General features: G+C 63.9%; 13 protein-coding genes. 7 read left to right on the forward strand and 6 right to left on the reverse strand.

From position 1 onward, the window contains the following. From ACEN9K_RS16960 to ACEN9K_RS16970, 3 genes are all read left to right on the forward strand, one after another. Entirely contained in the window at window positions 1-498 is a 498-nt protein-coding gene (locus ACEN9K_RS16960; RefSeq protein ID WP_018768687.1) for a hypothetical protein, read from the forward strand. Further along, the gene (locus ACEN9K_RS16965; RefSeq protein ID WP_495634702.1) at window positions 495-2,627 is read left to right on the forward strand and encodes an OmpL47-type beta-barrel domain-containing protein; all 2,133 of its coding nucleotides are present in this window, start codon (window positions 495-497) and stop codon (window positions 2,625-2,627) included. The genes ACEN9K_RS16960 and ACEN9K_RS16965 overlap by 4 nt, the downstream gene beginning before the upstream one ends. 175 nt (window positions 2,628-2,802) lie before the next feature. Continuing rightward, the gene (locus tag ACEN9K_RS16970) at window positions 2,803-3,429 is read left to right on the forward strand and encodes a maleylpyruvate isomerase family mycothiol-dependent enzyme (protein ID WP_018768689.1); all 627 of its coding nucleotides are present in this window, start codon (window positions 2,803-2,805) and stop codon (window positions 3,427-3,429) included. Here ACEN9K_RS16970 and ACEN9K_RS16975 read toward each other — a convergent pair. From ACEN9K_RS16975 to ACEN9K_RS17000, 6 genes are all read right to left on the reverse strand, one after another. Beyond that, entirely contained in the window at window positions 3,411-3,773 is a 363-nt protein-coding gene (locus ACEN9K_RS16975; RefSeq protein WP_018768690.1) for an ArsR/SmtB family transcription factor, read from the reverse strand. The two genes, ACEN9K_RS16970 and ACEN9K_RS16975, sit on opposite strands and share 19 nt — an antisense overlap. Then, on the reverse strand, window positions 3,770-4,228 hold the full coding sequence (locus ACEN9K_RS16980) for an SRPBCC family protein (protein WP_018768691.1): 459 nt from the start codon (window positions 4,226-4,228) through the stop codon (window positions 3,770-3,772). The genes ACEN9K_RS16975 and ACEN9K_RS16980 overlap by 4 nt, the downstream gene beginning before the upstream one ends. A 130-nt stretch (window positions 4,229-4,358) precedes the next feature. Continuing rightward, window positions 4,359-4,571 (reverse strand): hypothetical protein, encoded by a 213-nt coding sequence (locus tag ACEN9K_RS16985; protein WP_018768692.1) that lies wholly within the window; start codon window positions 4,569-4,571, stop codon window positions 4,359-4,361. 517 nt (window positions 4,572-5,088) lie between these two features. Next, a complete protein-coding gene (locus ACEN9K_RS16990; RefSeq protein ID WP_018768693.1) occupies window positions 5,089-6,438 on the reverse strand; it encodes an MFS transporter in 1,350 nt (449 codons plus the stop codon). Between the two features lie 226 nt (window positions 6,439-6,664). Then, window positions 6,665-7,717, reverse strand: coding sequence for a S1C family serine protease (locus ACEN9K_RS16995; protein WP_223992434.1), 1,053 nt, complete (start codon window positions 7,715-7,717; stop codon window positions 6,665-6,667). Window positions 7,718-7,790: 73 nt separating this feature from the next. Continuing rightward, complete coding sequence (locus tag ACEN9K_RS17000) at window positions 7,791-8,255, reverse strand: hypothetical protein (RefSeq protein WP_018768695.1); 465 nt, start codon at window positions 8,253-8,255, stop codon at window positions 7,791-7,793. A 435-nt stretch (window positions 8,256-8,690) separates the two neighbouring features. On the opposite strand from ACEN9K_RS17000, the gene ACEN9K_RS17005 reads away from it, so the two are divergent. The 4 genes from ACEN9K_RS17005 (at window position 8,691) to ACEN9K_RS17020 (ending at window position 13,880) form a co-directional block, all read left to right on the forward strand. Continuing rightward, window positions 8,691-10,796 carry a transglycosylase domain-containing protein gene (locus ACEN9K_RS17005; RefSeq protein WP_051081330.1) on the forward strand — a complete coding sequence of 702 codons (2,106 nt, stop codon included), beginning with the start codon at window positions 8,691-8,693 and terminating at the stop codon, window positions 10,794-10,796. A gap of 153 nt (window positions 10,797-10,949) precedes the next feature. Beyond that, window positions 10,950-11,711, forward strand: a complete 762-nt coding sequence (locus ACEN9K_RS17010) for a phosphatase PAP2 family protein (RefSeq protein WP_495634703.1) — start codon at window positions 10,950-10,952, stop codon at window positions 11,709-11,711. Between the two features lie 133 nt (window positions 11,712-11,844). Next, window positions 11,845-12,918 carry a glucose 1-dehydrogenase gene (locus ACEN9K_RS17015; protein ID WP_495634704.1) on the forward strand — a complete coding sequence of 358 codons (1,074 nt, stop codon included), beginning with the start codon at window positions 11,845-11,847 and terminating at the stop codon, window positions 12,916-12,918. Next, window positions 12,915-13,880: an aldose 1-epimerase family protein gene (locus ACEN9K_RS17020; protein WP_495634705.1), complete on the forward strand. Its 966-nt coding sequence runs from the start codon at window positions 12,915-12,917 to the stop codon at window positions 13,878-13,880. The genes ACEN9K_RS17015 and ACEN9K_RS17020 overlap by 4 nt, the downstream gene beginning before the upstream one ends. Window positions 13,881-13,933 lie beyond the last annotated feature (53 nt).

The raw sequence follows: 13,933 nt of genomic DNA on the forward strand, positions 1-13,933 counted from the left end.
ATGACCGCCAACCCAACCACCCGCCGTCGTGCAGTCAGGGCAGCGGCCCTCGCCGGACTCCTGGCCGCTGCCGGCGCCGGAACCGCCTACGCGTACTGGGGCACCGCGGGCACCGGCACCGGTTCCGCAGCCGCGGCCACCATGCAGGCCGTCACCGTGGACGCGCTCGTCGCCGGGGACAACCCAAAGTCGACGCTTGTTCCCGGCGGTACTGCCGACGTCGTCCTCCGCCTCACCAACCCCAACCCCTACGCCGTGCAGGTCTACAGCGTCACGGCCAACGGGGCCGCCACCGCGGACGCGGCACACCCCGGCTGCACCACCACCGGAGTCAGCTTCGTGGGGAGCGCGGCGCCACTGTCCCCGGCCACCTTCGTTCCGGCCAACTCGTCCACCCTGCTCACCCTTCCAGGATCGGCCGCCATGGATACCACCTCTCTCGCAGCCTGCCAGGGCGCCACCTTCCACCTTCCCGTCACGGCGGAGGTGCGCAAATGAGCCTCGCCATCCGTGCTTTATTCGGCCGCCCGTCCCGCCGGGTGCCCTGGATCATCACCGCGCTCCTGCTCCTGCTGGGCACGGGTACCGCTGCCTATGCCTTCTGGGCCTCGACCACCAGCAGCAACAACGCGGCCGCCGCTGCCGACGCGCTGTCCGCCGGGTCCAAGCCCGCCGTCACCGCCAACGGTGCCTCGCTCAGCGTCAGCTGGGCAGCCGGCACCACGGTCAACGGCCGGGCGGCCACCGGGTACACCGTCACCAGGTACGCGGCGGCCACCGGTGGCACCGGAACACCGGCAACAGGTGGTTGCGCGGGGACCGTCACCACGCTCACCTGCACCGAACAGAATGTCCCGGGCGGCATCTGGTACTACACGGTCACCCCCACCATCGCGCTGTGGACGGGTTCGGAAAGCCCGCGCAGCACCGGCGTCAGCAGTGACTCCACCGCCCCGGTGGCCTCGGTGTCCGGCATTTCGCCCACCCCCAACGCCGCCGGCTGGAACAGCACCAGCCCGGTCACCGTGACCATCACCGCCGACGACGGGACGGCTGGATCCGGCGTCGCCTCCATTACCTACGCGGTCGACGGCGGCGCCAAGCAGACTGTGGGCGGCAGCGTCACCAGCATCCCGGTGAGCGGCGACGGAACGCACACGGTCTCCTACTTCGCCACCGACAACGCCGGCAATGCCGGCACGGCGCAGAGCCAGACGGTGCGGATCGACACCCAGGCGCCTGCCGCACCGGGGCTCAGCGTGCCCGCCTTTGTGAACTCCGCCAACGTTGCCGCCGTACCCGTCACCGGGACGGCGGAGGCAGGGGCCAAGATCACCCTTACTGCCAGCGACACCGGCTCCGCCCATTCCGCTCCCCCCGCTACCGCCACGGCTGACGGGACCGGCAATTGGACAGCGAGCCTGGACCTGACCAGCCTGAACCAGGGCACCCTGACCTACTCGGCGGTGGCCACGGACGCTGCCGGAAACACCAGCACGGCCAGGACGGCGGCGAGCATCAAGGACACCATCGCTCCGGCACCAGCGCAGGGCGTGGGCGTGCCTATATACGTCAACAGCTCCACCGTTTCCTCCGTGCGGGTCTCCGGAAGCGCCGAAGCCGGGACCACTGTGACGGTTGCGGCCACGGACACCACTACTGCCCCTCCGGTCACTGGCACGGCCACTGACGCCGGAACGGGTTGGTCACTGAACCTGAACCTCACGCCGCTCAAGGATGGAACAGTCACCTACGCCGTCACAGTCAAGGACGCCGCAGGCAACAGCAGTTCGGCCGTTACACCGAGCCCCACCAGTTTGAAGGACACTGTGGCACCGAAGCTGACCATTGGCACCCCGGCGTACATCTACTCGGGCAACGTGGGCGGCTATAAGGTCAGCGGCACCAATGATCCTGGCCTGACCGTCAACCTGAGCGTCAGCGATTCGACCACCAGCGTCCCGGCAACGGCATCAGGGACGCCATGGACAACCGGCGGCCTCAATCTGGCGGGCCTCAAGGAGACGTCCACGGTTGTACCGGTGGTCACGGTCACTATCACTGCCACCACAAGCGATGCGGCAGGAAACAGCAGTACGGTCACGGCCACAGCGGTCAAGGACACCCAAGGGCCCACAGTTACCTCAGTCAAGCTGCTCAACGGCGGCTCGACCAATACCCGCCAGGCCTCAGCGGACGCTGGCGACACCATTACCCTCAAATTCTCGGAAAAGTTGGACCTGGCCAAGGTGTGCACCAACTGGACCGGCTCCCAATTGTCGGGCACTGCAACGATCACTGATAATGCGGGCAATGACATACTGGGTGTCACGATCCCCGGTTGCTCCGTCGGCACGGTATCCCTCGGCGGGGACTACCTCAACGGCGCCGCGGCCACCTTTGGAGCCCAGGGAACAGGCTCAACCCTCAACTGGGATGCCGCCAACAACGCCATGGTTATCAAACTCGGCAATGCGCCTAACGGCAGCGCAGGCGCGGGCACACTCAACGCGGGTGTCCCTGCGGGCCTGCCGGCGTACGCCCCACCACAGAGCCTGACCGACGTGGCGGGGAACCTGATCGGTACTGTCTCGTTCAGAGACACCCTCTCCTCAGGACTGGGATAGGTGACGCGTTACCGGCTCCCCACCGACTATTCGGCGGGGAGCCGGTGCGTGTCCGGCCGGGGTGTGGTTCACGCTCCTTACGACACACCCCACATACACTTTGGCTAGCGGATCCAGCAAAGGGGCGCGTGATCAAGCACCCCCGGACCGCCCAAGGGAACAGGAACCCAACGTAATGACGGACTTTGATGCCTTGATCGACGCCGAACGGAACCGCCTCATCGGCGCCCTGGAAAGGCTCGACGACGAACGCTGGAACTCACCGAGCCTGTGCGGTGGCTGGCGGGTGAGGGACGTCGTCGTCCATCTCCTGATGCCCTACCAAATGTCCCTACCGCGGTTCTTCATCAATATGGCCGCAGCCGGGTTCGCGTTCGACAGGATGGCGGACCGCTGGGCCACCCGGGACACCCGCCCGAAGGATGAACTGCTGTCAGCCCTTCGGCGCACGAAGGCGGAGCGTTTCGGGGTTCCAGGCGCCGGCCCTGAAGCACCGCTGAGCCACCTTGTCATACATGCGGAGGACATCTACAGGCCCCTGAAGATCGACCATGTGATAGAGCCGGAGAGTGCCAACATCGTCCTGGACCAGCTCACCACGCCCCAGGCCCAGCGTTCACTGAAACCGGGCCTGATCGATGGGCTTGCCTTCTCCACCCAGGACACGGGCTGGAGGCACGGCACCGGCGCCCAGGTGCTGGGCAGCGCGTCGGCCCTGATCTCCACCCTTGCGGGGCGGCAGGGATCCGCAGCCGAGCTGACCGGCGAAGGAGCCATTCTGCTTCAGGGCAGGGGCCGCTGACTTTCCCGATCCCGGCTGCTTCGTTGAATGGCTTCGGCCATGCTCTTGATTCTCTGGAGCCGGGCATCCCATGCAGCGCTGACCGACGACAACTGGGCAACGGCGCGGGAAAGCTCTGCCTGGTTCACCTCATAAACGCGTTGCCGGCCTGCGGGCCTGACATAGACCATCCCCGCACGGTGCAGTACCTCCAGGTGCTTCGCCACCGCCTGCCTGGTCACGGGCAGCCGGGTGCTCAGGCCCGTGGCCGTGCCGCCGCCTTCGGACAGGATCAGGTCGAGCATCTTCCGCCGGGTGGGATCACCCACCGCGGACCAGAGATCGTCGTCGATAGCGATGGTCATTGCGCAGCGACCAGCCGGCCGATGTAGGCCACAAGCCGTGGCAGGAAGTAGTCCCAGCCCCGGACGTGGTCATTGTAGTTAAGCTCGACGTCAGCTTGCTCCCATCCCTTGTCCTGGAACCCTGCCTCCGTAAAGCGCAGCAGTGTCCCCGAGCCCTGCGGAATCAGCTCAAAAGTCACCAGGAGGGAGTTTTCCGGCGATGCCGCGGCTTCGTCGTAAACCCACCTGAAGGAGAAGCGCCGCGACGGCTCGACCTCCACAACCGTCAGCTTCACCACTTTTGCATCTGCCGCCGTCCGGTCGCCGAAGACTATGTCCCCGCTTGAACCCGCGGTGGGGTCAAAGGCGGCCTCATCGGGCCACCATTGGCGCAGGTGTTCGGGGGTGCTGATGACCTCGAAAACAATCTCCGGCGCCGCTTCAATGTGGATTTCCCGCTCAATGCTGTTGTGCATGTCCAGTTCCTTTCGCAACCATTGGTTGCTAAGAGCCTAAACGACGCAGCACCCGAAGCGCAACCATCGGTTGCGCAGGCGTCTTCGCCAACCCGGAGCGGCAGAGATGACGACGGCTGAGATCGCCTGCCTACTTCTGCTCGGGTATCCAGAACGGGGCATTCACCCCCGCTCCTGTGAGGTTGTCGCAGCGGACCAGCTGGGTGCCGATGCGCTCCAGCGGGCAATCCACGTAGGTGTTAAGGACTTCCTCGTCATAGCCCGCGGTGGCCGGGGCTGGCCCTGCGGAGAGGAAGAGTGCCGGAAAAACGGCAGCGATGACCGGGACAGTGCGCTTGTGCAACGGGGGGCTCCTTGGATTCGGCAAGGGAGATTGACGGGCGGCCGGCCCTGGACGAGGGCCAGCGCAACTGGGTCCCCAGCCGATTCCCCAAAATGCGAATCCTGCCAGCTCAGGACTCTCCGGCAGGACCAAAGTACATGAACCGCCCGGGCAGCCATAAGGGTCCCGGGCACCCCTTATGCAGCACGGCCTACCCAATCATGACTCCCGCAATCCCGGGAACGGGCGCGGGGTGGGCCTACGCAACGAAAGGAAAATCCCCTCCTCCTGGAGGCTTATCCCCCAACACCCACCCCTCCGGAACCCTCCCCGGCCCTTAGTTGTTCGCGTGGATATGCGGACTCCTCTCCCCCACAAACCCACAATCCGTTGCACTGGCGCAACTGATGCGGGGGTGGGTCATGTCTCGGAATGGCCCACCTTCACCGCTGAGTTACCGTGACGAGCGCCTACCAGTGACGAGGCTGCGACCGGCATCCCGCTACCGGCGCAGTTGCCCGTGCTGCAAGGGCGCCCGTCAGGATGTTTTCCTCCTGGTTGCTTCTGCCTCTGCCCCGCCGGAGAGGGCACCCTGCAGCCGGGCACCGGACAGCGGCCTGTCACCGCTTCGCCGCAATGTCAGCATCACCAGGCCTGCAGCCAGGAGGCAACATGCCAGGAAGATGGACGTGGCCAGGAAACTGCCGTGCGTCACATCCTGCAGGAAACCACCAACGTAGGGTCCAACGAATCCGCCGAGGTTTCCTACCGCATTGATCAGTCCCATAGCGGTGCCGGCGACGGCCACCGGCATGGCCCGGGACGCTGAAGCCCAGAATGGACCGTCGTAGGCCAAGGCCCCGGCGACGGCGATGCTAATGAGGGTAACCGCAAGGAACGGCATATTGTCTCCGGTTGCTACCGAGACCACCAGCGCAACAGCACCGACTGCCATCGACAGCAGCACGTGAGTGGAGTAGCGGCCGGAACGGTCGGCCGCTTTGGCGTTGTACCAGAGGCCGACCATCGCCAGCACGTACGGAACTGCGGTGATGAGCCCCACCTCCATAGACGATCCGGAGGTAATTGTCTTGATCACGTGCGGCAGCCAGATGTTGATGCCATAGAAGCCAATCTGGATGAGGAAGTACACCAAGGTCAGCCGCCACACAACCGTGTTGGACATAACGTGGCGCAGGCCCAGTTTCTCCTGCTGAGGATGTTCCCTTGCATCCGCAGCGAGCCCATTCTCGATGTACTCACGCTCCTGGACCGAGCACCATGCCGCCTCGCGCGGATGGTCAGCGATCAGGGCCCACCACAGGGGTGCGGCGATGACGAAGGGGAAGATGCCCTCGATGATGAACAGCCACCGCCAGTCCGAGAAGGAGAGAATCCAGCCGGAGAGGGGGCCCGTAATGATGGAGGCGATGGCGATGTTCATCATCCAGAATGCGTAGGCCCGTGCCCGCTCAGCGGCCGGGAACCAGTGGCTGATCAGGACAAGGATCGCAGGCCAGATTCCGGCCTCGGCGACACCCAGGAAAAAGCGCACCACCAGCAGTTGCGTGAAATTTTGGATGAATCCGGAAAGAACGGCCAGTACGCCCCAGATGAGCACCATGATTCCGACGAACTTCTTCGCGCTCCAGTGCTCGGCGAGGTGGCCGCCTGGAATTTGCAGGACGAGATAGCCGATGAAGAAGATGCCTGCAGCCAGGCCCTGCTGGGCGGCGTCGATGCCCAGGTCCTGATGGAGTCCGTTCAGGGCGAACCCGATATTGGTCCTGTCCATAAACGAAATGATGTAGACGACAATGGCGACGGGAATCAACCGCTTCCACCGGGCATTGCCCACTGCCGTTGCTGACTTGACGTTCTGTGCCATTGGAAATGCTCCTTCGCGATATGGCTGATCAGACCGCCCCCCCCCAGTAAAGCTACTGCTCTCCCGCGGACCTCGTCGGGGTTCGCTTTCCGCCAAGCGGCGGAACGAGCGGGACTTGTTCGGACAGAGCCGACCTGACGTTGCAGGCTTTTACGCCTTGAGTTGGCGACCCTTACCCGAGCAGCATTTTCTTATTTTCACGCAACTATTGCGTTAGCGCAATAAGTCATTTAGCCAGGTCGCCAAGGGTGACGTGCAGGTTCTGGGATGCTGAGCCGCGCTGCACGATGACGTCCACCTGCTGCCCGGGGTCCTGTTTCCTGAGGGCCACCAGCAGGTCCGTCACGTTTCCAATGTCTGCCTGGGCGAACTTGGTGATGATGTCTCCTGCCTTCATGCCGGCTTGTTCCGCTGGGCTTCCTTGCGAAACGCTCACGATCAGCGCCCCCGCCGTCGTGGGCAGGGAGAACCGTTGGGCGAGTTGCGGCGTGATGTCGGTGGGGACCACACCGAGGGCGGCGTGTTTGACCGATCCGCTGGCCAACAGCTGGTCTGCAACGTCGGTGACAGTGGAAGATGGCGTAACGAACCCGATGGCTACGGCTCCGGTGCTGGGTGGAAGGTAAGCCTCGGAAAGACCGATTACCTGTCCGCCGGCATTCGCCACCGCACCGCCGGAATTACCGGGGGAAATCGGCGCATCGGTCTGCAGCAGGTCGATGGCGCCGTGGGGTGATTCCTTCGACGGCGGCATGTTCCGGTGCAGGCTGGAGACAATTCCGGCAGTGACGGTTTCCTCCAACCCCAGCGGGCTTCCGATGACAACGGTCATCGAACCCACCTCCGGATCTGTTGCAGCAAATTTTGCGGCCGGAAGGCCGGTGCGGTCGACCTTGAGGACAGCAAGGTCCGTGACGTCGTCAACGCCAACTATTGTGCCTTGGGACTGAGAGCCATCAGCGAACTGGACCTCAACGTTCTTAAAGGGCTGTTTTTGCTGGTCCTCCACGACATGGGCGTCTGTGACAATGGATCCATTGCCGTCGTAGATGACACCGCTGCCAAGGCCGACAGCAGTCCTGATGGTGACCACGGATGGTTCGACCTCCCTGACCACGCCGGGAACCGCGGCCAGGCCGCCGCCGCCCGACAGGCTTGCCTTGGATGCGTCCGGTGATGCAGTGGAGGAACCGGGCCCCGGTGCCGGGTTTCCCGTACAGCCCGTCAGCGTCAGCGCCGCTGCGGTCATTCCAGCCGCCGCGTAGAGTCTTAACCTCATTGGATACCTCCTCTTTGAGAGATCGCCCGGGAGGGGCGGTCGCCTGTCTTGCCCAGCAGGGCTGCTGCCAGCGTCAAGGGCTGGGCGAAGGAACATAAGGCTGGTACTGGTCAAAAGTCCCGTCCTGAATGGGGACGTTGATTCTGGTTTCCTGCCCCTTCACGCTTACTGTCAGGTCAGTGCGCGCCCCGGGAGCCTCCGCGGCACTGTTGAGAATGAGGGGCGTCTGGTCAAACTCCTTGTTCCCGCTTGCCGGGATCCTGACCTGGACTTGCTCGTCGGAGTCGGCCAGGACCATCTCAATATCAGCAGCCGTGGTGTTGATGATCGTTCCCAACACGCGTGCGGGTTCATTTTGCCCTGATGTCACAAGCAGAACGCTTCGCAACTCCAGCCCGGCAAAGTTCAAGTCGGAACCGAGCGCAATGGGATCGCGGTCCCCTTCGGAAGGGTTGTAGCAGCCGGTAGCCAGAAGGGCCGAGATCACCAGGACGGGCAGGAGGCGGAAAAACCGTATGGTGCCGTGGGCGGGTTTCATGGATGTTCCTTTCCCTGGCGTTGAGATGCTGCCGGCTGGTCAAAACAGAAGCCTGCATGAGATCTGCAGGTGACAATGCGGCGGAGATGGCGCAGGTCGCCTGGCAGCCCAGTACAGCTTTTCCCCTGCCCCACCGTGGTTAGCTTTAGGGCTTCATCCGTGGGCTTCCCCGATATATCCCCTCCCTCAGTGTGGCGCAGCACTTGCGCCAACGCAATCACTATCCACTTAGCAAGTTCCACTTTTCTGAATTGTTGCCCTCCTGTTACCGGATTCAGCCCTGTCGATGCAGATTCGGGACATAGCATTGTTTGCACATTGGCAATCATTCCGAGACAAGCGGCACTAGACCCAGGAGGGGTTGCTTCCAGGCACCCCTGTCCATGCGACGCCTTGATCGAAGTGCAGTGACGACACGACAAGGAATTCTCCTGCATGCTCCTTAGAGACAAACTGTGGCGAAAGGCTGCCGCCTTCATGGCTGCCTGCGTCATCGGCGGCTTCCTGGTCACCGGGCTCCTGGTCCCCGCGGCGGCGTTGGGCTCATCCCTGGCCGCTACATCCACCAAGCTTTTCGAGCAGCTGCCCTCAGTGCTGGATCTGAACCCCCCGGCCCGGAACTCGGAGGTGCTGGCTAAAGATGGGTCGGTCATCGCCACGTTCTATTCGCAGAATCGCGTGCCGGTGGAACTGGAGCAGGTATCACCGTTTATGCGCGACGGGATCGTGGCCATCGAGGACTCCCGTTTCTATGAGCACGGCGGCATCGATCCAGCGGGCATTCTCCGGGCCCTCTACGTGGACACCTTGGGCGGCCGGCAGGGCGCATCGACCATCACCCAGCAGTACGTCAAGAACGTGCTCATCCAGGCGCTGATCTCCAGCGGCAGGGCGGACGAGGTCAAGTCCAGCGCGGCCAGGACCATCGGCGACAAACTTCGGGAGATGAAACTCGCCGTCAGCCTCGAGGACAAGTACTCCAAGGACCAGATCCTTCAGGGCTACCTGAACCTGGTGTATTTCGGCAACGGAGCCTACGGCATCCAGTCGGCAGCCAAAGAGTATTTCGGCGTCGCCGCAAGCGACCTCAGCCTTACCCAAGCCGCCGCCCTGGCAGGAGTGGTCAACAGGCCCCTGTACTACGATCCGATCACCGAACCAGGCCATGTGGTGGCCCGGCGCAATGAAGTTCTGGACCAAATGCTCCAACAGGGTTACATCTCCACGGTCCAGCACGACAAGGCTGCCGCCGCGCCCCTCGCCTTGAACGTCCAGCCAACCGTCCAAGGATGCGCCGCGGCGACTTCTCCATACTTCTGCGACTACGTCCAACGTTTGATCCTCAACGACCCCGCCTTCGGGGCCGACGAGACGGCCCGGCGCAGACTTTTGTACCAGGGTGGGCTGTCCATCCACACCACTCTGGACCCGGACCTGCAAAAAGTGGCCCAGGGACAGGTCAATGCCTCGCTTCCCCCGGCGGATCCCCTGCAGCGCGGGGCCGCCCTTGTCAGCGTCCAGCCCCGGACGGGCAAGATCCTTGCCATGGCCCAAAACACCATATACAACCCGGCGCCTGGGCCCGGACACTACACGGGCAACTTCGCCCTCCCAGAAACGGACAGCCGCGGTAAGCCGCTCCATGGTGCCGGCGGCTTCCAGATCGGTTCCACGATGAAACCATTCGTCTTTGCTGAATGGCTCAATTCCGGCCGGTCCATGGCTGTCCGGCTGGACGGCTCGGTCCGCACCTACAAGGCCGGCTTCCCATGGAAAAACAGCTGCGGCACGACGGCCGGGTCCTACGATCCCGCCCTCGGCCAGACACCCCTGCCCAACGATGACCCCTACCACTACTACCGGATGAGTGTCCTGGAAGGCCTGTACCACTCCATCAACACCATCACGTTCCAGTCAGCAACGCAGCTGGATTTCTGCAACATCCAGAAGATGGCCACAGCGGCGGGCATCAAGGACGGCCACACCAACAAGCCCTACGACCTCTCCAGTATCGCCAACCTGATCGGCACCCAGGATGTCGCGCCGCTGGACATGGCTACCGCTTACGCAACTTTCGCGGCCGGAGGAATCCGCTGCAGACCCGTCGCCTTGGAGACGGTCACCGGACCCGGCGGACACCACTACCCGGTGCCAGCCGCGGACTGCACCCAGACCATCGACCCGGACGTCGCTGCCGGCGTCACGTACGCCCTGAAGCCAGTACTGACCAAAGGATCGGGCTACAACATTCCCGTGAACAAGGAACAGGACATCTTCGCCAAAACCGGCACCACCGACGGACACACCCAGACATGGACCGTTGGCGCCACCACAGGCATCGCCACCGCCTCATGGTTCGGAAGCTACAAAGGATTCGGGCCGGAATGGGCAAATGAGCACATCACCATCAACGGAAAGTACTACGCCGGTCTGGACGGAGCAAACATCGCCGGCACCCAGTGGGCCCACCTCATGAACGCCGCGGCCCCAAAATACCCAGGCGGCCCTTTTCCCTCGCCACCACCGTCAATGCTCCGCTGACGGGGGCGGGCCAGCCCCGTATTCCATTGCGCAATTACAATTATTGCGCTATCGTTCATTGATACTCGGTGAAGCAACGGTGGCTTTTTCACGAGCTTCACTTCCCAAACCGCGAAAGTTCCCCAACGACGAGGAACCAGTCCAGCAGGAGGAATGGGTGCCGCCGTGGCAAGCGATTACGACGATGTCCGCCCTAATGTAAAAGAGTCGCAGTCTCAATCCTTGGCTTTTCGCTTAGGCGACGGATTCATTGTTCCCCCAGGCCGGTTCCTCGTCCTGAGCGCAGTGTCACTTGCGCTGGCCCTGGCCGGCGCCGCTTCCTTTTTGCTGACGCTGGGGGAAGTGCTTCACGGCAATGGCGTCACAGCGGCTGACGGGCCCATGACCGAGTGGTTCGTGAATCACCGGACCAGTGCTGCCACCATGGTTCTGGCGGGACTCGCCATTATGTTCGGCCCGGTCGCCCTTCCGCTGATAACACTGCTCGCCACCACGGCCTGGGCCCTTTTGACCCGCCGCCTTTGGCGCCCCTTGCTGCTCGCCGGGTCGATGCTCACGGGGGTCATCATTACGGAGGTCATCGCCCACGCCGTGGGACGTTCCCGTCCCCCAGCGGCACTGATGATGCTGGGCGCCGATGCCACTTCATCGTTTCCTTCCGGGCACGTGGTCGGTGCCTCAAACTTTCTGCTGATCGGCGCATACCTGCTCTATTCCCGCTCCTCCCGCACGGTATCCGTGATCGTTGCCTTCAGCGCTGCAGCCGGAGGCCTGACACTGGAAGCAGCAAGCCGCGTTTACCTCGGCTATCACTGGTTTACAGATACGCTCGCGTCCGCCTCCATCTCCGTGGTTCTCCTCGCGGTCGTGATCATGCTGGATATCAACCGCGGCGGCCATGCGGCAGAACAATGAGTGCGAAAGCCGACTGGCTGCCCGGCTGCTGAGCGGGCTCGACGGACGTTAGCGCTTGCTTCCCCCACACTGTTGCGTCATCGCAAATAAAGCGAGACACTGGCCAGGACAACCACGGCTAAAGGGAGACATCATGCGTGCGCTGACAGTGACCCCGGGAGTCAAGGACTCCCTTCACCTGCGCGACATTCCGGAACCGGCAGCGGGTGAAGGACAAGTGCTGGTGGATGCCCTGGCGGTTGGCCTCTGCGGCACCGACGCCGAGATCATCGCGGCAGATTACGGCGAGGCTCCGCCGGGTCAGGACTACCTGGTGCTGGGCCATGAAAACCTGGGCCGGGTGCGGGAAGCTCCGCGGGATTCCGGCCTCGCCGAGGGAGACCTGGTGGTGGGCATTGTCCGCAGGCCCGATCCCGAACCCTGCAAAGCCTGCGCCGCCGGCGAGTGGGACATGTGCCTGAACGGCAAGTACACCGAGCACGGCATCAAAGGCCTGGACGGATTCGCGCGCCAGCAATGGCGCGCCGACCCGCAGTCCATAGTGAAACTGCAGGCGGGGCTGGAAGACGTGGGTGTGCTGCTGGAGCCCACCACCATCGTGGCCAAGGCCTGGGAACAGATCACCAGGATCGGGCAGCGGGCTTTCTTCGACCCTCATATCGCCGTGGTGACCGGAGCCGGACCCGTTGGCTTGCTCGCCGCACTTCTGGGCGTCCAGCAGGGCCTGGAAGTCCACGTCTTCGACATCGTCAAGGACGGGCCCAAGCCGGAGCTGGTCCGGGACCTCGGAGCCATCTACCACAGCGAATCACTGCCGGACTCCGGCCTGAAACCGAACGTCCTGGTTGAGTGCACGGGCGTCACCCCCGTGGTCCTGGACGCACTGCGCTGCCGCGCCCAGGACGCCATCACCTGCCTGACCGGCGTCTCGGGAACCGGGAACCAAACGGAAGTGGATGTCGGCGCCCTCAACCGCGAGGAAGTGCTGATGAACGGCGTGGTCTTCGGCAGTGTCAACGCCAACCGGCGCCACTACGATGCCGGCGCCAAGGCCCTGTCCTCTGCCAACCCCGACTGGCTGCGCCGCCTCATCAGCCGCCGGGTACCCCTCGAAAACTACGCTGAGGCCTTCCATCACAGGCCTGACGACGTCAAGGTTGTGCTGGACCTGCAAAAGTCCCGCGGCGGCAGAGGCAACCAGCGATGATTCCCCGCCGGGAACCAACAGAAGCCACCATCGACCACCGGCACCCGTCCGGGCTCCAGTACGAAATCCGGTACGGCGGGCAAACCGCGCACCTCACCGAGGTTGGCGGGGCATTGCGGGACTACCTGCTGGACGGCCGCACCTTGCTGGACGGGTATGGACCGGATGAGATGTGCACGGGCGCACGCGGTCAGTCGCTCATCCCCTGGCCGAACCGGATCAAGGCCGGCAGCTATGAGTGGGAAGGCCGTCGGCTCCAGCTTGACCTGAGCGAGCCGGACAAAGGCGGGGCCATCCACGGACTGACCCGCTGGCGGAACTGGAATGCCCCGGTTGTGGAGCAGACCGACGACTCCATCTCCTTCGCCTACACCCTGCACGCCTGCCAAGGCTGGCCCTGGGTCCTCGACTGCCGGCTGGACTATCAACTCGGTCCGGACGGATTGACGGTGCGGAGCACGGCGGTGAACCGGAGCGACTCGCCGTGCCCCTACGGGACTGGGGCGCATCCTTACCTCAGCACAGGAACGGTGCGCGCGGGTATCGACACCGCCTTGGTCCAGGTGCCGGGGCGGACGTACCTGCCCGTGGATGAACGCGGCATCCCCACCGGGCACGAGCGTGTGGACGGCACAAAGTACGACCTGCGGGAACTCCAGCAACTTGGTGGCCGGCACATCGACGTGGCCTACACCGACCTTCTCCGCGGCGGGGATGGGCGCGCCCGCGTAAGGCTGCTGCGCCCGGACCGCTCCGGAGGAGTTGAGCTGTGGGTGGACGACACATACCCCTACCTGGAGATCTTCACCGGGGACACCCTCCCCCAACGGGACCGCCGCCGGACCGGGCTGGGCGTGGAGCCCATGACGTGCGCCCCTGACGCCTTCAACTCCGGCGAAGGCCTGATCACCCTGGACCCCGGGCAATCCCACACCGGACAGTGGGGCATCAAGCCAGCCTGAAGGATTCCCTCCGCCGATCCGGGTCCAGCAGAGAAGACATCCCACTTTTGCCA

The organism is Pseudarthrobacter sp. Pseusp20 (assembly GCF_059492155.1).

Coding starts and splice junctions, on each gene's coding strand:
- ACEN9K_RS16960 (WP_018768687.1), top strand. CDS start 1: ATGACCGCCAACCCAACCACCCGCCGTCGTGCAGTCAGGGCAGCGGCC.
- ACEN9K_RS16965 (WP_495634702.1), top strand. CDS start 495: ATGAGCCTCGCCATCCGTGCTTTATTCGGCCGCCCGTCCCGCCGGGTG.
- ACEN9K_RS16970 (WP_018768689.1), top strand. CDS start 2,803: ATGACGGACTTTGATGCCTTGATCGACGCCGAACGGAACCGCCTCATC.
- ACEN9K_RS16975 (WP_018768690.1), bottom strand. CDS start 3,773: ATGACCATCGCTATCGACGACGATCTCTGGTCCGCGGTGGGTGATCCC.
- ACEN9K_RS16980 (WP_018768691.1), bottom strand. CDS start 4,228: ATGCACAACAGCATTGAGCGGGAAATCCACATTGAAGCGGCGCCGGAG.
- ACEN9K_RS16990 (WP_018768693.1), bottom strand. CDS start 6,438: ATGGCACAGAACGTCAAGTCAGCAACGGCAGTGGGCAATGCCCGGTGG.
- ACEN9K_RS16995 (WP_223992434.1), bottom strand. CDS start 7,717: ATGAGGTTAAGACTCTACGCGGCGGCTGGAATGACCGCAGCGGCGCTG.
- ACEN9K_RS17000 (WP_018768695.1), bottom strand. CDS start 8,255: ATGAAACCCGCCCACGGCACCATACGGTTTTTCCGCCTCCTGCCCGTC.
- ACEN9K_RS17005 (WP_051081330.1), top strand. CDS start 8,691: ATGCTCCTTAGAGACAAACTGTGGCGAAAGGCTGCCGCCTTCATGGCT.
- ACEN9K_RS17010 (WP_495634703.1), top strand. CDS start 10,950: ATGGGTGCCGCCGTGGCAAGCGATTACGACGATGTCCGCCCTAATGTA.
- ACEN9K_RS17015 (WP_495634704.1), top strand. CDS start 11,845: ATGCGTGCGCTGACAGTGACCCCGGGAGTCAAGGACTCCCTTCACCTG.
- ACEN9K_RS17020 (WP_495634705.1), top strand. CDS start 12,915: ATGATTCCCCGCCGGGAACCAACAGAAGCCACCATCGACCACCGGCAC.